Source organism: Cellvibrio chitinivorans (genome assembly GCF_035117775.1).
GTDB lineage: Bacteria > Pseudomonadota > Gammaproteobacteria > Pseudomonadales > Cellvibrionaceae > Cellvibrio > Cellvibrio chitinivorans.
Window position 1 is genome coordinate 273,700 of record NZ_JAYKKN010000004.1, and the last position, 22,197, is coordinate 295,896.

The following is a 22,197-nucleotide window of genomic DNA, read 5'->3' on the forward strand; positions in this document are numbered from 1 at the left end:
ACTCAACCAAGTACTACTTTGAGCTTGCAGATAATCTTTCCTGCAATACCCGATTAGCTTGATTGCATATCCACGCCGTCCGATCATTTACTAGCAATTCAAGAACAGCTGTAGATGTTTCAGGCCGCTCCACAAGGTACCGCTTCGCATAAAAATCTATATTTTTTCTAAGTAGTGGCTCAAGCACCGAATAATCGCAGTAATTATTCATGGCGAGCCGACTTAACACATCTTTCTCGGCATCCAAAAATAGTAATTTTTGTACATTAATATTTTTTGTGTTTTCTGCCAGTTGTTTACGAACCTCGACTGAAATATCGCTGGAAAAATACTCACCCAAGTGAGGGTGAGCAAGAGCAAGCTCGATGCGAACAGATTCATCCTCATCAACTTTTAAGGCATCGATCGCCTCTTGGGAAAGGTGGATATTTTTAGCTAACCTCGATCTTACTTCAGGCGATTGTTTTAATAACATCTGTAACACTGAATTGTTAATTTCCTTGCAGCACCCAGCGACACCGGCAAGCACGTCCTCACTCAAAAGACCGGAACCAAGAAATTCACCAGCAAACTTTTGAATCTCAGTATTTTCCGAATACCTTTCAATCATTGCTTGTATTTCATAAGGAATATATTGAAAGTTTCTATTTTTTTTGGAGAATGCAGAGTATCGAACTTGGTATTCGTTCCTTTCCGCGTTCGGATATAAGGTTTGAAAATAATTAAAACCAGGGAGATCACCTTTTTTATCTTCGTATAGACTAAAAAGAAATTTGGCTAGCTTTAATGAAAGTTCAGGTTTTTCATCTAGATGGCCAAGCAATTCAATTAGATCGTTTAACGGACCATATCTGAAAAAGGCTTCAGCAACGTTTGTGGTAATCTTGTTATTTTTGCTCAATGTCTCTGGGTGGGTAGCCAGCATTTGTAATTGCAGTTGTTCATGACAAGTGTAATAGGCCAATTCCCTCGCCATTTCTCCACCTTCATCATATAACTGCTTTTCTAAATTTAAGGTGCTATCGGAAGTACATGCCGCTAATAATTTAGGCGCTTTTAAGCGTATATCTTTATCCGTACCAGATATAAGTACTTCAATAACTGACAATGGTAGCCCAGGTCGTTCCGCAACTGCGGTTATTACATCTACAAGCTTATCGGCCGCCAAAACACACAAAACCTGTTCATTGTCAGTCGACCGCGCCAAATTGATACGATCTTTTTTATTTCCTTTGATAACTACTTTCCCATCGCTACCCACTGTCCTCGCTTTTTGAGCAACGGGTATTTCATTGATAACCCGTTTATCTCCATGAGAGGGTGCTCGGCTTATGAACGCTTTATTTGCACTTAATAACGCACGGATTGAATCATCCGTTTTTCGCCAAAGGATTTCATAAAAAAATCCTGGCATATCGGTTCGCTGGACGAGTCTTTTAAGCAGCGGCTTATCTGAGGAAAACCATAACGGAAATAATAGTCGCCTATTACAACCAGTGTGCCTAACCGTTAAACGTTTCAATGCCAGATCAGTTCCACTCAGCAAACTGTTTATTAAATACCCGGGGCTTTTAGTCAGCCAGCTCTCGCTATCATAAAATTCTGCATAATGACTGGAGTTTGGAAGAGGTTTTCCTTCTAGCAATCTTAACTGCACGGCTTGATTGTGTTGAATGAGCCATGGCATATAGTGGAGAAACCTACCTAGCATATCTTCAGAAATTTTTGGATGAAGTGCCAATGCATTGCCAATACTGGTGGCCATTACGCCACCATCGCTGCGAGTATAGTTTACATCTCTGTAAATATTGACGATCTGATCTTTCTTTGCCTTTGGGTCAATTACTAATGCGAGAAACTGTTCAAGCGGTGTATGTAAGTACTCAGGTGCAGGATGACTAGCAACCGCAGCCCACACTCTCTTAGATAGCGTTTGGTCTGCCACATGCAACCGAATAGTGCGATCTGGATGATTCGCTAAGGCGAGCTGCATATCTTCTGGCAATGAAGGATTACTGGCGAGCGCGAAGGCAATATCGAAACTCTCTATTTGCGCAAGTTCGCGTAGCACCGCTTCAGGTGCATTCGGATTCAGTGCAACAGCAGATTTCTGCCACTTTTCCGGTGATTCCAACGCACGTCGCCACAATGATTCGCTTGCATTCGGGTGCATCACACAAGCAAAAAGGATTGCGTCGTCGTCACGCGCGGAGAGAATATCCAAACCTTCAGCGGGAAAATCAGGATGCGTTAAAAAATCCTCTAATTCATTCCAGCACAAGGTATCGAGTTGATCCAGCCTTTGCTCCTGCTTTTTGCTTTCGTGCTCTGCAATAATCGCCAATGCGTCTTTTGGAAAATTTGAATGCTCAAGTGCAGCCTTAGCCACTTTGGGATCTGCATCTACACACAACACTCGTAGAATATCGGCTGGTGCACAACGTTTTTTTGCGACTGCCAGCCTCACACCAGCATGACGGCTGCGAGAAAAGTGCGGTAACCATTCTTGAATAGGCTCCACCGCACCCCAGTAGTTTTCTACTAATCGTGCATCAATTGAGCGATTATCGAATGCAGCAAGTGGTTTCACCCATTGAACAAAAAACTCCTGTTCAATACGGCTACTTAATATTTTGGAAATGAACTTGATGTCTTTTTTATTTACAAGATATTGGAAATAAAAAGCTGGAACCTCTTTCCATGAAGGCCAATAGTTAAACTGAAGGGAACGCTTAGGTGAACTGATTGCAGTAGACCAATCAGGATGATTTTCCCAGCTAGCCCAACTGGGTTGCTGCTCAGCAAATTTCGGTAGGTAATAAAATATTTCAGCGATTAATTCTAATTTTGCATCCGGGTGATTTATATAGGTTGCCACAACATCCCAGTCATACCAATATTTTTGATAGTAGTAAGTCAATCTATCCGCTAAAGACGAAAAATCACTCGCTTTGGGGTCAGCATTCTCAGTAACAATGTTGATAAAATCTTCCGGTGACATTCAGCATCGCCTCACTCTATATTAGTTGTTAAGAAAGGATTTTTTAACGCTCCACAATCACACCAATCGAATTACTTGACCGAATGGAAATGCATCTGAATCAATTGCCCCTGGTACCGCAACCCATAGAACCGGATAAGAAGGTTGCTCAGCAGGAAAATCGCCTTTTCCGTCGGTAAAATAAATAACAGCTCCAATTTCTCTTTCATTTCGGGCCTTATTTAACAACTCAAAAAATGGACAAAAATCGGTTCCACCGCCACCTTCCGCTTGCGGCAATTTAATTGAGGCATTAACAGGATATGGGCCGTACACATCAGTGTCGCAATAATAAAGCTGGCAGTTTATGCAAGGGTACATACTTAATATGCCACGCAACTCTGTTATAAAAAGATTCAACTCTGAGGGTTGGATTGATCCCGATGTATCAATTGCCACATCAAGCTGAACGGTTTCTTGCTCCAACATTTCTAAATACAAACCTGCGTGGATAAAGCGCCGATCCAATCCACAAAAATCTGTCGGTGTACGAATTACAAAGCGCGACAATACATTGCGCCAATCCACTTGTGGATTACATGCTGCCTCTAGCTCCTTTAACCATGCGCTTTTGTTTTTACCCTGACTACGCAGCGCCTCCTGTTCATGTGCTTTAAGCAATGCGGTCTCCCAATGATGCCTGACAGCCTCCTCACCCGTTTGATGATTGATTGGGCGAATATCGCGCAATAATTTTCCTGCTACAGTAACCGATTTAGTCGCATCAGCATCTTTTGTAGGAGCCTCGCGTTGCTTGCTTACTTCGGTGGCTTTACCAAAACGATTAGCCATCGCGGCGGCTAAACTGCTTTTTCGCACCTGATCGGATTGCATCCGAGAGCTTTCACTTGATGGCATTGCTACGTTGTTACCCGCCCCAGAACCACCCTGCTCCCGCTGATTCATAGCAGCGATGAGATCAGTAGGATCTTTACGATGCTGTAACAAATATTCGTAAACTTGCTCAGACGTGAGCGGCGTAAAATCAATTAATATATCTTTCGCTGTGACAGTTCCGGGCGGAGCTGAAAAGGAGGTTTGCGTAGTGATGATGTGATTCACCATTACGTCGCAGGCAATATTCCACAATTCAGGATTGCGCGAAGATTGTCGCAGGGGGTGAAGCAAAGCGGCGTGCAAAGTAATGTGCAAAAGTAATGCGCTACACACCGCATCAGAATGTGCCAAAAAAGTTGATGGGTTTAAACGAACGATTAAACCATCGGTATCCGCCAGTTCTATTGATTCATCGAATTGATAGTTGGCAAATAGTGTTAGCACTGCAAAGTAAGGATTTTTTTTGCGCAAACTAATTTTGCAGCGCGATAGCTTTTCGAGCACTAGCGCTTCTGTCATGATGCCAAAACACTGAATGCGCCGAGAAACCTCATTAATTCTTCATCCGCCTGAACCTCCCGACGAAACGCTTCGTAAAGTTTATTGTTACGCAATTTGGGAAACAGATCCGCTGCCACCATTTGCACCCACTCTGGTGGTGCTTTATCGCTTAGCCAACGAAATGCATTGATTGCCTGAGCAACAGTGTTAATGCGAATCACTAATGCACTACTTAATGCATATTGAATAGATGGTTCAGCAGGAAAAGTTTCTTTGGATTTGCCATTAAGGATCGCTTCAACCAATGGAATCTGCGCGGCAGATTGGCGAAACACATTGAACTCAGCGGCTACACCGATACCAATTGCGGGAGCCAGATCAAGGTCGAGCTTAAGTAGCGCATCAGCCATTTCCCAACTGCGCGGCGATGGCCAAGCTTCGCTATTTGCATCGGGTTTATGCAATAGTGAGGGTCGGAAATTTAGGAAGCCAATTATTTGTTCATGCATTTTTCGCGCAATTGCATATTGGCGAAAGCTTTCTAAATGCGGCTCAACACGTAGGTGAAGAAATCTATTAGCCAGCGGAGTAGGCATATCGAAAATCGCAGCGCGGTCTTCTTTGCGATTACCCGCTGCCCACACAAACCAACCGTTAGGAACTTCATAACTCCCTACACGCCGATCCAACACCAACTGTTGAGCAACGCCTTGAAGTGCCGGTGGTGCCAGATTGATTTCGTCGAGAAAAAGTATTCCTGTACCTGTGTGCGGCAAAAATTCCGGCGGATACCAATGGGTTATTCCATCAACAGGAACAGGTACGCCCCGTAAATCAGTTGGAGCAAGCTGGCTCAGACGCAGATCAATAAAACCCATTTTGCGTGAGTTTGCTAACTGCGCAACAACACTGGATTTACCAATACCCGGTGGTCCCCAAATCATTACGCTGTGATGTATGGAGTGATCAATTAAAGTGGAGAGATAATGAGACAATTGATAGGGATGCATACTAATCCTTAATGGAGCCCGATTTATAAAGTACAACAGACGCTAACGCTCAATCTGTCACTCCCTTTATTGGGCGTTTTTTTATATTCATCTATTAACAATCGGCAAAAAGCGGAAGTTGGCAATAAAAATATCCAGGTCCTTAGATGAATGGGCTTATACGATATCCCGTCTACCAATCTTTTGCACAAGAAGTTCATATAAAGAACTTTCATAATTTGGGAAGAGAAGCAGCACTTTACTAATATCCATAATTCCATAGCAGCCAAGTCGCGAGTTACATCCAAATTTCCGTAGTGCAATTCCCTGCCCTGCTGATACTGCCGTGGTCATTCCTATGACTGAAGCGGTAAATGTTATGCGGTTTATTGTGCCAACCAATATTACAGTTTATTACCAAGCCCGCAACACCGATGGCGTAATTAATTAAGCTGTGCCGGATCAATCGCCAAAGGTTACCCAGCGGCAATCTTTATTAGCCTGATCACGGCTTAATAAACTTTCACTTCCGATTTAAGTTCTGAGCCAATGCCGTCGCCTTAGAGTTTTAAGCAGGCCAATTGGGGCTTGCAGACCCTGAACCTCACAACACAGGATTAGCATCATGGCTCTGTCGATTCATACTAACTACTCATCTTTGGTTACCCAAACCAATCTGAACAAAACCAACAATGCGCTGGGCAACAACCAACAGCGTTTGGGCACTGGTTTGCGTATTAACTCTGCAGCTGACGATGCGGCTGGTTTGCAAATCGCGACTCGCTTGAACGCACAATCACGCGGGATGGAAGTGGCGATTCGCAACACTGGTGACTCTATTTCCCTGCTGCAAACCGCCGAAGGTGCGTTTAACGAGATGACCGACATCATGCAACGCATGAAAGACTTGGCGACTCAGGCAGCGAACGATACCAACAGCGATGATGACCGCACTGCCCTGCAAGCAGAATATGACGAGCTGGGTAAAGAATTAACCAACATTATCGATAACACCAAGTACGCAGGTGAGGCTCTATTTGCTGCGGGCGGCAAATTCACCGCATCCATGACTTTCCAAATTGGTGCAAGCAGTTCAGAAACCTTAGCTCTTGATGCTAGTGGCGGACTGACTGACGTAACCGATGCCATCACCACAATTAAGGCCGAAACTTTGGATGACGCAGCCAACTCCGGTAGTGCCATTGACGAATTGGAAACAGCATTGGATGCGGTAGGCACAATGCGCGCAACTCTGGGTGCAAACATCAACCGTTTGAACCACACCGCTAATAACTTGGCAAACATGAAAGACAATACTGACATGTCTAAAGGCCGCATCATGGATGCCGACTTCGCCAAAGAAAGCGCCAACATGAGCAAAAACTCTATGTTGATGCAATCGGGTATTTCTATGCTGAAACAAGCTGGCCAAATGCCAGGTATGGTGATGTCTCTGCTGGGTTAATTTATGCCCTGCAAGCTTCCCGAAAAACCGCTGTTCGCAGCGGTTTTTTTATGGCCGCGATTTAATTTTTAATTCGATTTTGTCGCTTTGTATTTTTAGCAGGCAAATGCCGCTGACCTTAACTGGCGTTTCACAGACTCATCACCTTACTGACACAGGAATACTTTCATGGCTCTGTCAATTCATACCAACTATTCATCGCTGGTTACTCAAACCAACTTGAATAAAACCAACAATGCGTTGGGCAATAACCAACAACGTTTGGGCACTGGCTTGCGCATTAACTCTGCAGCAGATGATGCCGCAGGCTTGCAAATCGCCACTCGTTTGAACGCACAATCACGCGGCATGGAAGTCGCCATGCGCAACACTGGCGATGCAATCTCTCTGCTGCAAACCGCTGAAGGTGCATTTAATGAGATGACTGATATCGTGCAGCGCATGAAAGATCTTGCTACTCAGGCATCGAACGATACCAACAGTGCAGACGACCGTACCGCCCTCTCAGCTGAATACGACGAATTAGGCAAAGAGCTGGCGAACATTATGACCAACACCAAATACGCTGGTGAAACCTTATTCGGCGTCACTGCTGCTGCGGGCAAATTTGGTGCAGCTGGTGGTATGAAATTTCAGATTGGCTCAAGCTCCACTGAAACTCTTACATTAAATGTCACCGCCAAAATGGGGACTCTGGTTGGTGCTCTTACTGCACTCAATACACAATTCGCCGCTGCACCAGCTGCAGATACGAAACTGACCACACAAGCTGGCGCTAGCGGTGCAATTACTTTGGCCGAGACGGCACTGGATGAGATTGGCGCACTGCGTGCGGACTTTGGTGCAAATATCAACCGTTTGAACCACACCGCTAATAACTTGGCAAACATGAAAGACAATACTGACATGTCTAAAGGCCGCATCATGGATGCTGACTTCGCTAAAGAAAGCGCCAACATGAGCAAAAACTCTATGTTGATGCAATCCGGCATTTCTATGCTGAAACAAGCTGGTCAAATGCCAGGCATGGTGATGTCTCTGCTCGGTTAATTTACTTCCTGCAAGGCTCACGAAAAACCGCTGTTCGCAGCGGTTTTTTTATGGGCGCGATTTAATTTCTCGCCCGGTTTTGTCGCTTTATTTCTATAGCAGGCAAATGCCGCTGACCGTAACAGGCGCTGACTCAAAACTCACAGCACAATTTTTAATTACAGAACAGGAATCTTTCCATGGCACTGTCAATTCACACTAACTATTCATCACTGGTTACTCAAACCAACTTGAATAAAACCAACAATGCGTTGGGCAATAACCAACAACGTTTGGGCACCGGCTTGCGCATTAACTCTGCAGCAGATGATGCCGCAGGCTTGCAAATCGCTACTCGCTTGAACGCACAATCACGCGGTATGGATGTTGCCATTCGCAACACCGGCGACTCTATTTCTCTGCTGCAAACTGCGGAAGGTGCATTCACTGAAATGACCGATATTCTGCAGCGCATGAAAGACTTGGCAACCCAAGCATCGAACGACACTAACAGCGGTGCTGATTTAATCGCACTGCAAGGTGAATACGATGAGCTAGGTAAAGAGATGGCCAACATCATCAAGAATACCAAGTTTGCAGGCTCCAACCTGTTTAGTGATGGCACCACTGTAAACGGTAGCGGAGGTAAGTTTTCGGCAGCGATGAACTTCCAAATCGGTGCAAGCTCCAGTGAAACGCTCAGCCTGAACGTAAGCACCAAACTGACTGCGCTGGGTACAGCATTAGCAGCCGTATCTGACACCTACACCACTCCAGGAACAGCAGGTATTGAATTGGCGTCCACTCAAGATCCCACTACTGCTACCAACGCCACCGCCAACGCGAATATCGCCTTGCTTGAAACCGCCCTAAATTCAGTAGGCTCTCTGCGCGCAGACTTCGGTGCCAACATCAACCGTTTGAACCACACTGCAAACAACCTGGCCAACATGAAGGACAATACCGACATGTCCAAGGGCCGCATCATGGATGCTGACTTTGCCAAAGAAAGCGCCAACATGAGCAAAAACTCTATGTTGATGCAGTCTGGTATTTCCATGCTGAAACAAGCTGGTCAAATGCCAGGAATGGTGATGTCGCTGCTCGGTTAATAAATCCGCAGCAAGGCAACCAACAAAAACGCCCCACCAAAAGTGGGGCGTTTTTGTTTGGCACCAAAATCAACCTAAATTACTTTTTGCTGTATAAAATATATTTTTTATTTCGATATTTGCAAAAATTTACAATCTTACTGAGTAGAAACCCTCTAATTTGAAGGCTTAAAGCCGAAACACAGCTATCATTGCCAACAGCGATTTGTTGACGCCATCACATTGGCGCAAAGACTGATCAACCACATTAGTGGTGAAAAAAAACGCTCGACAATTACCAGCCAAACAATAACCGCATCGACGACAGCTATGGGCATGATCCAGACCAACAATTCAATGAGCACACCTCTGGCAACAGAAGCTGTCAGCTCACCTGAAAATCGGACTTGTCTGGTTATTCGTACGGGTAATCCCAACTGCCTTGCGCATTTTTACCCGGAGCTTTATCAGCTCACGCTAGTGAAAAACGGCATTGAAGAAAAAGTCGATCTGGGTTTTTCCGGTAGCCGTTTGTTGGAGCGTTTGGCGCGCAGTCCGGGCGATGTGGTCGATAGAGATGAGTTGATGAGACATGCTTGGGCAGGACGAGTGGTCGGCCAAGGCAGTTTAAATCAGCAGATTTATACTTTGCGTCAGATTCTGGCTGATGAAAACGCGCGCGAGATTATCCAAACCCTGCCCCGCCGCGGTTATTTTTTGAATCCGAATTTTGTTGATCTGGTGGTTAACAATCATTCGGCAAACGAATCACATGCAGCAGCTACACCTAACCCTGCCACGGTTATTGAAGCAGTGGCACCAGCCAAACAGGCTGCACCGACGGCATCGATAAAACCTGCTGCAACAACCTCGCCTTTGCGCAAATGGTTTATACCTGTATTAGCCAGTTGTTCTGCAGTATTAGCGCTCGGCGCCATTGCTTACACCCAACCGGCAAAAACAATTCCGACTGCGGCAGTTGGCAAATTGCTGACTATCACTTATGCACCTCGCGATCCCAATGAATTAAATCAATTGATTTCGCATGGCAAAAAAATTGAGCACAAGCTGATGGAAAAAGTGCAAGCGCCCTTGCATGTGATTGTGTCCGGGCTGCATGAAAATGCGTTGGATATGGTGTGTTTATTTGCCGATGGCAGCGCGCGTACACTGCATATTGCTGAAGATCGTCTCGATCAGTTGAGCGATAGCGATTGGGCTCCGTGCCTCAAATAAATTCCTGCTCACATTTTTATCTCAAACCTTCTTTTTAAAAAGTACCGATTAAATTGCTGGTGTTACCAGCTCTGCTTTATCACCGGAGTAATCCACACGCGCCTGTTGCTCGCCAAAAATTTCGCGATACAAGGCTTCTGCTTTTGCGGTCAGCAATAAAATTTCAATGCGGCGATTAGCACCATCTTCCGGTGCATCCGGGCGCAAGGGCATTACATCCGCCTGCGCCGCAACCTGCAATACTGCTGCAGGTGCAAGCCCCGATTCCACCATCACATTGCGCGCACGCAACGCGCGGTCACCTGACAAGTTCCAATTGTTGTAACCATTTACTGTTTTATAGGGCACTGAATCCGTATGACCACTGATAATAATTTTGTTGCCTACTTTTGCCAGCACTCCTGCAAGGCGCTCCAGCAATGTTGCAAAATGCGGATTTAATTGCACGCTGCCACGCGCAAACATAAATCGCTGTTGGTCGTCTTTAACCAAAATACGCAACCCCTGTGGCACCACCTGCACTTCCACATTCGCTTGTGCATCCAACTCCAACGCAACCGCCTGCATTAAATTCGCAAGCTCTTTTAATTGTTCGGGGTTGTTATAAGTTGGACTTTTAAGTGTTTCCGGTTTAACCGTGTGTTGTTGCTCGCCTTTGTTGGTCATGGATTCAGCGCGATTCAACGGCACTGGCACACCGGATAATTCCAGCGGTGTTTTACTACTGCCATCAAAAATACCGGCACCACCATCGACCAGCGGGTTATTCATATATTCCGCATTGGATGGTTCAGGCGGATTCTGCGGAGTGATCACCCAGAGCACCATAAATAACGCCATCATCGCCATAGTGAAATCAGCAAAGGCGACTTTCCATGCGCCGCCGTGCATTTCGTCGTGGCCGGATTTTTTGCGGCGCTTAACGATAATTTCGGTGTCTTTGTCGTTACGTCTTCTCATGGCTCAAATACTTTTATTCGCTTAGGCAGCGTTGCGTTGATCTTCGTATTGATTTACCCAGGTTTCCAATTGGCGGAACGCGGGTTTTACATCCTGCTCAATCAATTTGCGGCCAGCATCCACCGCGAGCAAAGTAGGTTTACCGGCAACGTGTGCAACCAAGGTGGTACGCACACATTCGAGCGCAGACAATTCGGTTTTAACGCGCTGCCCCATCGCATTACTGAGCGGCTCCATCACGCAGTAGCACACAAAAATTCCGAGAAAAGTTCCAACCAAGGCGGCAGCTACGTGCGCACCGATTTCAGCAACTGAACCATCAATATTCCCCATGGTGATTACGATACCCATGATCGCCGCGAGAATACCGAAACCGGGCATAGACTCGCCGATTTTGTGCAACGAACGAGCTGGTTGCATCAGTGCATGATCCATCGCTTCCAACTCTTGCTCCAAAAAACCTTCCAGTTCATGCGCGCTAATTTTTCCCATCGCCATCAAACGGAAGTTGTCGGCGATAAACGCCATCAAATTTGGCTCCTGCAAAATTAATGGATAGCGCGTAAACAAATCACTTTGCTCCGGCTCTTCAATATGTGCATCCAGCGCTTTAAGGCCGCCCTCATCCACCATTTCCAACAACTCATACATCAACATCAATAATTGACGCTGGAATTCTTCACCTCTGCGGGTATAGACAAACACGCCTTTAATTTGATGGCACATTTCCATCAAAACTTCTTTAGGATTGCCCACAACCAGACTGCCCAAGCCTGCGCCCAAAATGATGATAATTTCCGCTGGCTGCCACAGCATAGCCAGCTCGCCGTGTGCCATTGAGTAACCACCCAATACACAACCTACGATAATGATTGCACCTAATAATTTTTGCATGATCAGCTCTCTTTAGTATTCCTCAAACGCTCACTTGTGAGCATCACGCATAAAGCGACTGGCTTTTTGAATCGCCTGTTTACTTAACTGGCACACGCGTGCATCGGTTAAATCCAACACCAATGCAATTTCTTTCAAACTTAATTCTTGTTGGTAATACAACATCAAAACCAAACGCTCGCGTTCATTTAGCGTCGACAAAGCTTGTGCCAATAGTCGCTCGGTAATTTCGCGCTCTTCCAAACCTGAACCAGAGTCAGCAAAAATTTCCGGACCGTTTAATAACAACTCATCCAGACTTTCAATTGCCTCACAGGCATCTGCCTGCAAAAACGCCTGATAATCTTTTTCACTCAAGCCAGTAAATTTCATCACCTCCGCATCTTGCGGTACGCGCCCAAGGCGACGACTCAACTCACGGATTGCATCGCGAATTTTATGGGTTTGCTGGCGAACCTGACGCGGGCGCCAATCCTGTCTGCGCAGCTCATCGAGAATCGCGCCGCGAATTCGCAGCTTGGCGAAAGCCGCAAAACTTTCATCCGGTTGACCGTAGCGACGCAGACTTTCGAGCAACCCCATTAATCCGATTTGCTCCATGTCGTCGCGATCCATCACTTGATTCGCTTGCAGAGACAACTGACGAACAATGCGTTTTACCAATGGCAAATACTGAATTAATAATTGCTGTTCTTGCACAGGCGCAAATGCCGGTGTCTGCGCAGAAGCGGCGGACGAGTATTCGTAAATTCCATCGCTCGTATTGAGTGCGTGAGCATTCATGGCAGCCGCCTTTTATTGCACAACCAGTTTACTTACCAGCACATGCGCAAATGGCTGGACTATATTGCGGCTGGCAAAATCAGCCTGCACCACTGTTTCCAAGCTGGTTTGCAGCTCTGCAATTGGCATAGCGCGCAATGTGGCAAAGTTCATCGATGACAAATGAGCGACGACTGAATTGCGTACCATAGGATCGATTTGTTTTAGCTTTTTGCTGTCGGTTTCTATATCGCTCTGCAACACCAAATCCAACACAAAATAATGTTCACGCTCTTCGCCTTGTAAGCTGACGATGACTTTTTCAATAGGAAAAAACATATATTCTGCTGCTTCGCCTGCATTGGCTGCGACAGATGAATTTTCATCACCAGCAACTATTGGTGCCGCCACTGCTTGCGGCTGTGTTAGTACGCGAAAGCTGATATATGCCGATCCGGCTGCAACCAACGTATTCACTACCAACAATGCCAAAATAATTCGCTGCATCATGATTGAACTTTCCTCTTACTCTATTTTCCCGCCGAAACACCGTGTTCCGACATTAAAAGTTATACGCTAACCAACACATCACTTGTGCGCGTTGTTTGCGTTTCGTTGCCAACAAAAGCCTGCTCATTGGCGAGAATCATTTCGTCACTCGCATACCGCTGACGCGACTGCTGCTGACCAGACTGACCTTCAGCTGAAGTTTGAATATTCACTTGGGTAAACTGTGGGCCGGATAATTCCTGACGCAAACGATCACTCGTTTGCTGAATCAAACGCGCTACGTCTGCCTGGCTTGCGGTAATTTGCACATGTAAGCGCCCGCCTTCATGGCTGAGATAAATTTCCAAACTGCCCAATTCAGGTGGATCCAAACGGATAGTGGCATTTTGAATTTTCTGCTGAATTTGCAGCTGCACGTTATCGCGCAATGTATGCAGCAACTGCTCGCCTAGCTTTGCATCCTGACTAAAAATACCGGATGAGTTTTGCGCAGCAGATACCAGTTGCGTACTGCGCTGCGCTGTATCTGTGGCTGCCAATAAACTTGATACTGTGCTGCTGGAAATTTCATTAACGCTTGTTTCACCAACACTCAGCTTTGCAACAGTTGCCAAAGCTGTATGAGACACATTTATCGATTCATTAGCCCGCGCATCAACAGCGGATACAGATGCGTTAATCATCGCGCCATTAACCATCGCATTATTAATACTCGTTTGATTAATGACCGACTTATTACTGATCGATTGACCAATACTTGATTCTGTTGCTATCTGGCGCTGGACTTTTTCATTTGTATTCGCACTTGCCTCATCAAAAACTGCAGTCATCTCAGGTCCAGTCATCTCCGTGCTTAACGCAGAACCAAGCGGGATATTTATTGAAGAGGCACCTGAATTTTTTTGTGCAGCTTGCACATCAGGATTAATAGCTACAGGTGTAACTGTCTCGTTGGCAATAGCAGAAGGTGCAGTTGCATCACGAGTTTGTAATTGCAGTTGTTGCTGCCCGAGCATCGCTTGCAGCCATTGTTCTGCATCTACATTTTGCTCTGCTGGCTGCTGCCCGTATTGCACACTGCCTGGTAGCGCCCCCAAATTTTGCATTTCCTGTTGCTGAGTAGCTTGATCAGCATCTGATTTTTCCAAGATTCCAGACAGATTCGATTCTGCTGTTTCTGTAGAAAAATCTGCGTCAGCACGCTTCAGAACTTCATCTAATTGCCCAACAAATAATTCAGCCTGCTGCTCTTGCGTATTGGCCACAATAGTTTCTGCTGTTGCTATTCCTGCCGCAGCGGAATCACCAGCACTATTTCGCTCTAATGATTGCGCATTCGTCGCCTCTGCAACGCCTGCGTTTTCACCCGCATATTGCGTTATTTGGGATGCTGCATTGATTTGAATAGATGCCGATATCATTAACCTTCACCTTGCAATAGCTCGGTACGCATATAAGCCGAGCGGCCTTCGGCATGATCGATATGATTCAACAACAAAACCCGCAACTTTTCACAGGCCTCGCTGTAAGCGGGAATCACGCGCTGATAAAGTTGTTGCAACTGGTTTTTGACTTCTTGCAATTCAGGGCTAACCGTTTCCATTTGCGCCAGTGTTTGCAGACAGCCGCGAATACTCAGGTCTATTCCGCCCACGGCATCCCAATCCTGGGCTTTAAGAGCAGCGGCCAATTGCTGCCCCAAAGCACTCATTTCTGTGAGCAAACGACTATCCTGCACGCTTGGCATTAACACCATCCCAACCTTCGCGGATCACACCTAACAGCTGAACCACTTCATCCAAACCTTCCAGCGACAAACTCACACTCACATCGGACAAACGATAAATGCAGTAGTCGTACAAGCGTGATAAGCCCTGCACTACTTCGCCGCCGTTGTCATAGTCGAGCGCACCATTAAGCCCATTCAAAATGTTCATGCATTTTTCCAACGAACGGCCTTTTTCCTGAAAGCGCTTTGCTTCTATGTGGCCGCGTGTGCGTGCGAGTTCATCGAGCAAACCATCAAACAACACCAGCACCAATTCATAAGGCGATGCTGATGCTGCTTTTGCTTCCAGATCTACCGAGCGGTAGCTGTCATAACATTCATGTGAGAGATAGGGATCGTTCATTAAAACATTCCGTAAGTTTGTTCCATTGAATTCATGATTTGCATCATGTTGGTGTACTGCTTCAAATAGCGGTTGTAATAGTTGTCGTACTGCTTCTGGATATTGTCGAATTGGTCATCAACGCGGCCGATCATAGTGTTCAAACTTTCTTTGCGCGCTTTCATCAAGGCGTTAGGGCCAGTGGTATAAATCGCCACATTTTTTTCCAACGTATCGAGCAGTGCATTTTTTTCATTGAACAATTTATCGAGCGCTTCCGGGTTAGCGGCAATCGCTTTTTCAAAACGGGTTGCATCCAAAGTTAAATTGCCACTGCGGTCAGCGCTAATTCCCAAACTCATTAAATTGGTACCGCCAAATTCGGTACGCAATACTTTGTTCAACATGCTTTCAATTGAGCGAATACTTGAATCGCCAGCAAGTGCACCCCGCGTTGTACTTTCACTACCACTGCCAGTCAGGTTATCGAACGTGCTGAGCAAGGTATTAATCGCAGTAATAAAACTTTGCACATTGGCTTTGGTTGCCGCTTCATCGCGCCCGATAGTGACCGACAAAGGTGCTTCACCTGCCGTGTGCGTTTTAGTAAACGTCATGCTGACGCCGTCGATAATATCGGCGAAGGTATTGCTGTCATTGGTTAACAGCATGCCGGTCTCACCACCTAAACGCACTTGTGCATCTTTAGCAGCGCTGAGTTCAGTTGGATTATTTATCGCAGTATCAAACGCACCTGCGACAACACCAGTGGTAGATAAACTGATCGCATTACTCGCACCGGTTTTTTCACTGGCCAATACCAGCGACACATTGCCGCCACTGCGCACCAGCGTTGCATTTACACCGCTGTTATCACTCGCCGCATTAATCGCCGCCGCCAGTTCTGCAAGTGAATTACCCGCGGTGCCATCTGTGTCGATGCTGCTTAAATCGATGCTAAAACTATTGGCGCCCTGACCGATCACCAAATTGCCGCTGGTGGGAATATCGCCATCGGTCAAACCATTCAGCGCAACCTGATGCGCACTCGCCAACTGCTCAACAAAAAATTGGTAATTACCGGCAACAGCTTTGGTGTCCACAGTCGCACTGGCATAACCCGCAGTAGCAAAAGTAGCGGTATTGGTCAGCACACTTTTATCGACACCTTTCAGGTTTTTAATCGATGTACTAAACGTTTTGAGCGCAGTATCCAGTGAAGTCACTGCCTTCAACTGCGCCTCGTAATTCGCCTGGTTGCGATTCGCCTTGGTCAGCGCCGACTGCACCTCGTAACTGGCCAACTGGGTCGCCATCTGTTTGACGTAATCTGAATCTATCGCCATTGCAATTCTCCTCCCGAGGGGTTTAGCAACATAAATGCCAACACTTAACGCATTGATTTAAAAGGATTTAATAGAAAACAAAGATGAAAAAATACTTCCGCATTAGCAGGCGGAACCACAAAAGGGGAAAAGCCCTTTCCGCACAGACGGAGCCTTAGGAGTAAAAGGCGACGGAAAGGGGATATTGTTTAAGTAGGTGAGGGAAAATCGGCAGAAGATGCAGGCGCAACTAGAAACTTAACGCCTGAACAGCTAGAGTTGTACCAACTATTAACACAACCACTATTAAACATGAGTCTTAACTGACCGCAGGATGAATGTCATGCCCAGAACAACCAGCGTATCTATAGGCTCGCCACTGGACGAGTTTGTCGGAAAATTAATTGCATCAGGGCGCTACGGCTCAACCAGCGAAGTAGTGCGCTCTGCCCTTCGGTTACTTGAGCAACAAGAAAATCAATTAGCTGCACTTAAAAGCGCAATTGAAGCAGGTGAGCAAAGTGGTGAAAGCGATTTATCGCTCAGAGACATAGCCGCGCGCGTAAAACAACAGCACCATGTATAAACTTTCCAATCTTGCGGTAGAAGATTTCACCGCTATTTATGAATACACACTGCTAAATTTTGGCGCTATTCAAGCGGATTCTTACACAGAAGGTATGGAAACCTGTTTTCAACTACTGTCCACCAATCCACTAATGGACTACGAATACTCCGCCATTGCAACAGGCATTCGCCGCCATGACCATCAACGACATGCTATTTTTTACCGCCAGCGCATAAGTGATATTTTTATCATCCGCATACTCCACCAACAGATGGAGCCGATGAAGCATTTTTTTGACCTTGGTTAGTTAATATTTTCCAATACTATTCACCTTCAGCTTTGCTCTTCCATTTAGTTGCCAATCTTGCAGCAGCAAAAACACAAATTACAACCACAAGAAAATGCGGCAACATCAAAAATAAATTGCCTACTGGCGTAGGAGAACGGATAGATAGTAAAAATAGCTCTGCATAGGCAACAAGCGTTTCAGCGATAACAAAACCTGCAGCAATCCACTTCCAATTTAGCGATGAAAATTTCACTAAAATAAAAACCGCCGCGAATGACAACAAACCTATCCCGAACAAATTGACGATTACTAAATCCCACAAGAATAGGACTAATGCAGCAAGCGAATTTTGCAGCGCCCACTCAGCTAATCCTTTCGGCATTGCTATAGCAGCAGTAAACCCAATGGCGTAGGTTGCCACCATAAAAACAGCCACCCCGAGTATCGCGCCTGCAAGAACGCTTTTTATGTTAAGCACCATAAGCAATCACTTCCTTTGCATTTTTTAAAACTGATAACCAATAATTCCCCTGACACCTGACTCTTGGTCATCGTAAAAACGTGAATCCACATCGCGTTCACCTGAATAAACGCTAGCGCCAAATATCCATGATTTATTATGAAAGCCAGCAGTGTAGTAACTGTAATTAACCGCACCACCAATATACTCATCTTCCGATGAGTAACTCACTGTACCAACCGAAAAACCTAATGAGTGATGGCGGTTAACAATCTGCCGTTCGACACCCACTGAATAACCCACTTTCCCACCACCACTTTCGATATACCCCAACAACCCCAAGCTGCCATAAAACTTATAAAGGTCAGTATTAACTGAATACTTAACTCCCAACCAACCTCCATAGGGCTGCCCCAATCCCAACCCCCATTGAGAATCTGCAACGGCAGGAAAACTTGAGAGCATGACAAGAGCGGAAAGCAAAACACGTTTTTTCATGATAATCCTTGAAGTAGCAAATTGAATTCTTGTATCCGGTAACACCGAGCTGGGGAATATAAAGTGCAGAAAATAAAATAGGAAGCTACGCCCCGTCAAAATCATTATCAGAGGCTACACGGATGAAAAGGGAATCAGGAAAAACTAACTCAGTTAGTAATAACGCGCAGAATACACCGGCGACGATTGAGCACTGCCGATAATTTGATTGAGGATGTCGTTGTGCATGGCGAGTAATTTGCCGTTGCGCTCGTTAATGGTTTTGGTGTCTTGCACTAGTTGCTCAAGATCATCCCAATACTGAATTAACTGCGCGCGATTCGGCAGAGGGCAGCGCGATAAAAGATATTTCATCGCACCAGGTGTTGCCGCAGCCAAACCAAACGCGGCGAGAATTTTGCTGCGGCGTTCGGCGCGGGTGCGGATAAATTCTACCAGCACCGAAATTTGTTGATTAAGCACTTCAATTTGCGCGCTGTTGCGCACCAGCAGCTGCTCATACAGCGATTGCATCAACCGCTGTAAACCTGTGTAGTCGGCGCAATCCAGTTCTATATCGCGCCCGACAAGTTGTAACAGCTGCTCACTGCGGTTCATACATCAGTGCCACGGTGGTAAGCGAGGATACTGTGCGCGAGCACTTTTACATCGCTGCTTAAATCGCCATTGGCCAGCGCCTTTTTAATTTTAGCCACCTGTTCCAGATCGATTTCCGGCAATGCGCGCATAGCTTCTTGCAGCTGCTCCAAACGCGGCTCAGGTTTTGAGCCTGCAGCAGCGACTTTTTCGGTGCTTGCTGCAGCATTAGTTGCATCAGTTTTTGCGCTGCTTGCTTCGCTAGGAGCGCTGTAACCGGATTTGATGTTTCTGCTGATTTCCATAATGGAGTCCTGCACTGTGTTTGTTGCGGGTCATTTACCCAAAAATAACCCTGTTATTGCCTAAGAGCGACCGTCTTGTGCAATAACTTAAATTTTTTATCAAAATAAAATCCCTCCCCCCGCCTCCCTTTTTAAAAGGGAGGAGCTTACTCCCCCCTCTTTGAAAAAGAGGGGTTGGGGGAGATTTTTCTAATCAATTCCTCCCTTTGTAAAAGGGAGGCTGGGAGGGATTTCAATCAGCTAGCTTAGATTGCGCCACCAGCTTTGGCTGGCTAGGCCATCCTGAATCTTCTGCTCTTGCTGATTCAGCAGCTGCTGCCATTCACTCATCTTTGCATCCATCACATGGGCGACGATTTTTTCGCTGCGCATGGCATTCATCAGTTCCAACTGGATGCGCGCAAGGCTTTCCTCGGCCACGGCCAACTCCTTGCGCTGTAACTCCACCATTTTCAACAAAGTGCCTTTGTATTGCTGCTGATTGTCGCGCTGCAAAGGCGTGGTCATGGGCACGGTAAAACTGCACAGGCGCGTGAGACCGGTGATGTTATTGCGATAGCGCTGGCAGAGATTCTGCTGATAAGTCACTCGCCCGAGCATTTGCTGCACGCGCGTGGCGCGCAAACTAGCCAGACGTGCAAGGGTATTCAGCTGCTCTTTCATAGTCGCGATACCTGTTCTTTATGTGCGGCTCGATTAACGAATAAGCGAGCGCAATTCATTGATCGTCTGCACCAGTGGTGCGCCCTGACTAACTTCTTGCCGCAGGAAACGCTCAATCGCAGGAGCCAATTGCACTGACTGATCGGTTTTTTGATCCATGCCCGGCGTATAGCCGCCAAGCGGGATAAGTTCTTTGATTTTTTCGTAAGTGCTGTAGAACTCCTTCAACTGGCGCGCGGCCTGCTGATGGGGTTTGTCGGTCACTTGGGTCATACAGCGGCTGACTGAGGAGGCGATGTCAATTGCGGGATAATGACCAACATCGGCCAAGCGGCGCGATAAGACTATATGGCCATCCAGAATCGCGCGCGCGCAGTCCACAATCGGGTCCTGCTGATCATCGCCTTCGGCTAATACGGTGTAGAGCGCGCTCAAGCTGCCGCGCTCGCTTTCGCCATTGCCCGCGCTTTCCACCAGCTCCGGCAACATGCCAAACACCGAGGGCGGATAGCCTTTGGTAGCAGGTGGCTCACCCAATGCCAGCGCGATTTCACGCTGTGCCATAGCGTAGCGCGTGAGCGAATCCACCAGCAGTAAAACGTCTTTGCCTTGATCGCGAAAATAGGCGGCGATGCTGTGGCACAGCTCGGTCGCTTTCATACGCATCAGCGGCGATTCATTAGCTGGCGCGACCACAACGACGGCTTTGCGCAAGCCCTCTTCGCCCAGCGAGTGGAGAATAAATTCCTGCACTTCGCGCCCGCGTTCACCGATCAGCCCTACCACCACAACATCAGCGGTGGTCTGGCGAGTGATCATGCCCAGCAGCACACTTTTGCCTACGCCGCTACCGGCAAACAGGCCAACACGTTGACCTTTACCGAGCGTAAGCATGGAGTTGATGGCGCGCACCCCCACATCCAAGGGTGCAGATACGGGGCGGCGTTTAAGCGGGTTTACTTTGGGCAATTCCATCGGCAGCGGATCGCGCCCGCCGAGTTTGCCCAGGTCATCGAGCGGCTCGCCCAAGCCGTTGAGTACACGGCCAAGCCAGGAATCATCGATATGTAGACTAGTGTCGTCTTCGGCGGGAAATACGCGCGAACCCGCAGCTAAACCGAGCGGCTTTTTAAACGGCATCAAGTAGGTAGTGTCGCGATTAAACCCCACGACTTGTGCTTCCAACATACTGCCATCGCCCTGCTCGACAAAACAGCGCTGGCCGGTCATGCGGTTGCAACCGTGGCTTTCCAGCAACAGGCCAGACACGCGCACCAAACGGCCACTCACGCGCGCCAATTGAATGCGATCAAGCGAGCGCAAGGCTTCGTCGATTTTGAAATCGTCCAAGGCAGAGATGTTGGCGGGCGAGCTCATGCTTAACCCTCAGCCAGATGCATGTGTTCAGCGAGCGTATCGATACAGGCATCCAGACGCTGCTGGCAGCCTATATCCACCTCGGTTTGCGCGGTCACAATCCGGCATTCACCCAGCGCGAGTTTGTCATCGGCGACCAAACGCCAACTGGCAGCGCGGCCGGGCGCCAAGTCTTTAATACGGCTGTACTCTTCAGGATTGAGCTGGATATGCACATCGCTCTGCTCGGCCGGCATGGAAGCCAAGGCTTCTTCCGCCAAATTCAATAACTGGGTCGGGTGCAACGTGAGTTCACAGCGAATTACCTGCTGCGCAACCTTCTTCACCAGTTGCAGCAATTCACGGCGACGCTTGCGCTCAAAATCTTCCATAAACTCTTGCAGCTGCTTGCTGATCTCATCGAGTGGTTCGCTCGCGGCTTCAAACACTTGGCGGCCTTCTTCACGCCCCTCCTCGCGTCCACGTGCAATACCTTCATTGCGGCCTGCCGCATAACCTTCGCGCTGGCCTTCTTCCTGACCTTGCACCAAGCCCTGCTGGTAACCTTTTTCCGAGCCTTCCTGAAAACCATCGGCGATGGCGCGTTGCAGTGCAGCTGGGTCAGCATCCCAGTGATCGCCCGCCATGCTGTTTTGATTAAAACTGGCGCGCGGCGGGAAGCGATAAGGACGCCAACCCTTGCCTGCGCCTTTTAGAATTTTTGCCGTCATA

At 47.1% G+C, this 22,197-nt stretch carries 24 protein-coding genes; 6 read left to right on the top strand and 18 right to left on the bottom strand.

Features of this window, described 5'->3' with window-relative positions:
• Positions 1–13 precede the first annotated feature (13 nt).
• From SPL68_RS13155 to SPL68_RS13165, 3 genes are read right to left on the bottom strand one after another with little or no spacing between them, the layout of a single operon-like run.
• Positions 14–3,001, bottom strand: a complete 2,988-nt coding sequence (locus tag SPL68_RS13155) for a hypothetical protein (RefSeq protein ID WP_323815626.1) — start codon at positions 2,999–3,001, stop codon at positions 14–16.
• Between the two features lie 57 nt (positions 3,002–3,058).
• The gene (locus tag SPL68_RS13160; RefSeq protein ID WP_323815627.1) at positions 3,059–4,396 is read right to left on the bottom strand and encodes a vWA domain-containing protein; all 1,338 of its coding nucleotides are present in this window, start codon (positions 4,394–4,396) and stop codon (positions 3,059–3,061) included.
• Positions 4,393–5,388 (bottom strand): ATP-binding protein, encoded by a 996-nt coding sequence (locus SPL68_RS13165; RefSeq protein WP_323815628.1) that lies wholly within the window; start codon positions 5,386–5,388, stop codon positions 4,393–4,395. The genes SPL68_RS13160 and SPL68_RS13165 overlap by 4 nt, the downstream gene beginning before the upstream one ends.
• A 604-nt stretch (positions 5,389–5,992) precedes the next feature.
• Between SPL68_RS13165 and lafA (SPL68_RS13170) the strand changes: the two genes are divergently transcribed.
• The 4 genes from lafA (SPL68_RS13170) (at position 5,993) to SPL68_RS13185 (ending at position 10,188) form a co-directional block, all read left to right on the top strand.
• A complete protein-coding gene (gene lafA, locus SPL68_RS13170) occupies positions 5,993–6,832 on the top strand; it encodes a lateral flagellin LafA (protein ID WP_323815629.1) in 840 nt (279 codons plus the stop codon).
• A gap of 168 nt (positions 6,833–7,000) precedes the next feature.
• Positions 7,001–7,882: a lateral flagellin LafA gene (lafA, locus tag SPL68_RS13175; RefSeq protein ID WP_323815630.1), complete on the top strand. Its 882-nt coding sequence runs from the start codon at positions 7,001–7,003 to the stop codon at positions 7,880–7,882.
• A 179-nt stretch (positions 7,883–8,061) separates the two neighbouring features.
• Positions 8,062–8,973, top strand: a complete 912-nt coding sequence (gene lafA, locus SPL68_RS13180) for a lateral flagellin LafA (protein ID WP_323815631.1) — start codon at positions 8,062–8,064, stop codon at positions 8,971–8,973.
• Between the two features lie 315 nt (positions 8,974–9,288).
• Positions 9,289–10,188: a transcriptional regulator gene (locus tag SPL68_RS13185; RefSeq protein ID WP_323815632.1), complete on the top strand. Its 900-nt coding sequence runs from the start codon at positions 9,289–9,291 to the stop codon at positions 10,186–10,188.
• A gap of 48 nt (positions 10,189–10,236) precedes the next feature.
• Here the strand turns inward: SPL68_RS13185 and SPL68_RS13190 are convergent, their stop codons facing one another.
• The 8 genes from SPL68_RS13190 to fliD are packed head-to-tail and all read right to left on the bottom strand — an operon-like array spanning position 10,237 to position 16,771.
• On the bottom strand, positions 10,237–11,148 hold the full coding sequence (locus tag SPL68_RS13190) for an OmpA family protein (RefSeq protein ID WP_323815633.1): 912 nt from the start codon (positions 11,146–11,148) through the stop codon (positions 10,237–10,239).
• A gap of 21 nt (positions 11,149–11,169) precedes the next feature.
• Complete coding sequence (gene motA / locus SPL68_RS13195; protein WP_323815634.1) at positions 11,170–12,042, bottom strand: flagellar motor stator protein MotA; 873 nt, start codon at positions 12,040–12,042, stop codon at positions 11,170–11,172.
• 30 nt (positions 12,043–12,072) lie between these two features.
• Positions 12,073–12,825, bottom strand: coding sequence for a FliA/WhiG family RNA polymerase sigma factor (locus tag SPL68_RS13200; RefSeq protein ID WP_323815635.1), 753 nt, complete (start codon positions 12,823–12,825; stop codon positions 12,073–12,075).
• A gap of 12 nt (positions 12,826–12,837) precedes the next feature.
• On the bottom strand, positions 12,838–13,314 hold the full coding sequence (locus SPL68_RS13205) for a flagellar basal body-associated FliL family protein (protein ID WP_323815636.1): 477 nt from the start codon (positions 13,312–13,314) through the stop codon (positions 12,838–12,840).
• 59 nt (positions 13,315–13,373) lie between these two features.
• Entirely contained in the window at positions 13,374–14,735 is a 1,362-nt protein-coding gene (locus tag SPL68_RS13210) for a flagellar hook-length control protein FliK (RefSeq protein ID WP_323815637.1), read from the bottom strand.
• Positions 14,735–15,061: a hypothetical protein gene (locus tag SPL68_RS13215; protein WP_323815638.1), complete on the bottom strand. Its 327-nt coding sequence runs from the start codon at positions 15,059–15,061 to the stop codon at positions 14,735–14,737. The genes SPL68_RS13210 and SPL68_RS13215 overlap by 1 nt, the downstream gene beginning before the upstream one ends.
• Positions 15,042–15,446, bottom strand: a complete 405-nt coding sequence (gene fliS / locus SPL68_RS13220; protein WP_323815639.1) for a flagellar export chaperone FliS — start codon at positions 15,444–15,446, stop codon at positions 15,042–15,044. Before fliS ends, SPL68_RS13215 begins: the two co-directional genes overlap by 20 nt.
• Complete coding sequence (fliD, locus tag SPL68_RS13225; RefSeq protein ID WP_323815640.1) at positions 15,446–16,771, bottom strand: flagellar filament capping protein FliD; 1,326 nt, start codon at positions 16,769–16,771, stop codon at positions 15,446–15,448. The genes fliS and fliD overlap by 1 nt, the downstream gene beginning before the upstream one ends.
• A 322-nt stretch (positions 16,772–17,093) precedes the next feature.
• Between fliD and SPL68_RS13230 the strand changes: the two genes are divergently transcribed.
• A complete protein-coding gene (locus SPL68_RS13230) occupies positions 17,094–17,336 on the top strand; it encodes a type II toxin-antitoxin system ParD family antitoxin (protein ID WP_323815641.1) in 243 nt (80 codons plus the stop codon).
• Positions 17,329–17,625 carry a type II toxin-antitoxin system RelE/ParE family toxin gene (locus SPL68_RS13235; protein ID WP_323815642.1) on the top strand — a complete coding sequence of 99 codons (297 nt, stop codon included), beginning with the start codon at positions 17,329–17,331 and terminating at the stop codon, positions 17,623–17,625. The genes SPL68_RS13230 and SPL68_RS13235 overlap by 8 nt, the downstream gene beginning before the upstream one ends.
• Before the next feature lie 16 nt (positions 17,626–17,641).
• On the opposite strand, the gene SPL68_RS13240 is transcribed toward SPL68_RS13235, so the two are convergent.
• The 7 genes from SPL68_RS13240 to fliH form a co-directional block, all read right to left on the bottom strand.
• Positions 17,642–18,094: a hypothetical protein gene (locus SPL68_RS13240; RefSeq protein WP_323815643.1), complete on the bottom strand. Its 453-nt coding sequence runs from the start codon at positions 18,092–18,094 to the stop codon at positions 17,642–17,644.
• Positions 18,095–18,112: 18 nt separating this feature from the next.
• Positions 18,113–18,565, bottom strand: a complete 453-nt coding sequence (locus tag SPL68_RS13245) for a hypothetical protein (RefSeq protein WP_323815644.1) — start codon at positions 18,563–18,565, stop codon at positions 18,113–18,115.
• A gap of 153 nt (positions 18,566–18,718) precedes the next feature.
• The gene (gene flgN / locus SPL68_RS13250) at positions 18,719–19,162 is read right to left on the bottom strand and encodes a flagellar export chaperone FlgN (protein WP_323815645.1); all 444 of its coding nucleotides are present in this window, start codon (positions 19,160–19,162) and stop codon (positions 18,719–18,721) included.
• On the bottom strand, positions 19,159–19,446 hold the full coding sequence (gene flgM, locus SPL68_RS13255; protein ID WP_323815646.1) for a flagellar biosynthesis anti-sigma factor FlgM: 288 nt from the start codon (positions 19,444–19,446) through the stop codon (positions 19,159–19,161). The genes flgN and flgM overlap by 4 nt, the downstream gene beginning before the upstream one ends.
• 240 nt (positions 19,447–19,686) lie before the next feature.
• Positions 19,687–20,109, bottom strand: coding sequence for a flagellar export protein FliJ (locus tag SPL68_RS13260; RefSeq protein WP_323815647.1), 423 nt, complete (start codon positions 20,107–20,109; stop codon positions 19,687–19,689).
• A gap of 33 nt (positions 20,110–20,142) precedes the next feature.
• On the bottom strand, positions 20,143–21,486 hold the full coding sequence (gene fliI, locus SPL68_RS13265; protein WP_323815648.1) for a flagellar protein export ATPase FliI: 1,344 nt from the start codon (positions 21,484–21,486) through the stop codon (positions 20,143–20,145).
• A gap of 2 nt (positions 21,487–21,488) precedes the next feature.
• Complete coding sequence (gene fliH / locus SPL68_RS13270) at positions 21,489–22,196, bottom strand: flagellar assembly protein FliH (protein ID WP_323815649.1); 708 nt, start codon at positions 22,194–22,196, stop codon at positions 21,489–21,491.
• Position 22,197: the final 1 nt, after the last annotated feature.

Coding starts and splice junctions, on each gene's coding strand:
- SPL68_RS13210 (WP_323815637.1), bottom strand. CDS start 14,735: ATGATATCGGCATCTATTCAAATCAATGCAGCATCCCAAATAACGCAA.
- SPL68_RS13165 (WP_323815628.1), bottom strand. CDS start 5,388: ATGCATCCCTATCAATTGTCTCATTATCTCTCCACTTTAATTGATCAC.
- lafA (WP_323815631.1), top strand. CDS start 8,062: ATGGCACTGTCAATTCACACTAACTATTCATCACTGGTTACTCAAACC.
- flgM (WP_323815646.1), bottom strand. CDS start 19,446: ATGGAAATCAGCAGAAACATCAAATCCGGTTACAGCGCTCCTAGCGAA.
- SPL68_RS13260 (WP_323815647.1), bottom strand. CDS start 20,109: ATGAAAGAGCAGCTGAATACCCTTGCACGTCTGGCTAGTTTGCGCGCC.
- SPL68_RS13155 (WP_323815626.1), bottom strand. CDS start 3,001: ATGTCACCGGAAGATTTTATCAACATTGTTACTGAGAATGCTGACCCC.
- lafA (WP_323815630.1), top strand. CDS start 7,001: ATGGCTCTGTCAATTCATACCAACTATTCATCGCTGGTTACTCAAACC.
- SPL68_RS13215 (WP_323815638.1), bottom strand. CDS start 15,061: ATGCCAAGCGTGCAGGATAGTCGTTTGCTCACAGAAATGAGTGCTTTG.
- motA (WP_323815634.1), bottom strand. CDS start 12,042: ATGCAAAAATTATTAGGTGCAATCATTATCGTAGGTTGTGTATTGGGT.
- lafA (WP_323815629.1), top strand. CDS start 5,993: ATGGCTCTGTCGATTCATACTAACTACTCATCTTTGGTTACCCAAACC.
- fliI (WP_323815648.1), bottom strand. CDS start 21,486: ATGAGCTCGCCCGCCAACATCTCTGCCTTGGACGATTTCAAAATCGAC.
- SPL68_RS13185 (WP_323815632.1), top strand. CDS start 9,289: ATGATCCAGACCAACAATTCAATGAGCACACCTCTGGCAACAGAAGCT.
- SPL68_RS13230 (WP_323815641.1), top strand. CDS start 17,094: ATGCCCAGAACAACCAGCGTATCTATAGGCTCGCCACTGGACGAGTTT.
- fliH (WP_323815649.1), bottom strand. CDS start 22,196: ATGACGGCAAAAATTCTAAAAGGCGCAGGCAAGGGTTGGCGTCCTTAT.
- SPL68_RS13245 (WP_323815644.1), bottom strand. CDS start 18,565: ATGAAAAAACGTGTTTTGCTTTCCGCTCTTGTCATGCTCTCAAGTTTT.
- flgN (WP_323815645.1), bottom strand. CDS start 19,162: ATGAACCGCAGTGAGCAGCTGTTACAACTTGTCGGGCGCGATATAGAA.
- fliS (WP_323815639.1), bottom strand. CDS start 15,446: ATGAACGATCCCTATCTCTCACATGAATGTTATGACAGCTACCGCTCG.
- SPL68_RS13200 (WP_323815635.1), bottom strand. CDS start 12,825: ATGAATGCTCACGCACTCAATACGAGCGATGGAATTTACGAATACTCG.
- SPL68_RS13190 (WP_323815633.1), bottom strand. CDS start 11,148: ATGAGAAGACGTAACGACAAAGACACCGAAATTATCGTTAAGCGCCGC.
- SPL68_RS13160 (WP_323815627.1), bottom strand. CDS start 4,396: ATGACAGAAGCGCTAGTGCTCGAAAAGCTATCGCGCTGCAAAATTAGT.
- SPL68_RS13235 (WP_323815642.1), top strand. CDS start 17,329: ATGTATAAACTTTCCAATCTTGCGGTAGAAGATTTCACCGCTATTTAT.
- fliD (WP_323815640.1), bottom strand. CDS start 16,771: ATGGCGATAGATTCAGATTACGTCAAACAGATGGCGACCCAGTTGGCC.
- SPL68_RS13205 (WP_323815636.1), bottom strand. CDS start 13,314: ATGATGCAGCGAATTATTTTGGCATTGTTGGTAGTGAATACGTTGGTT.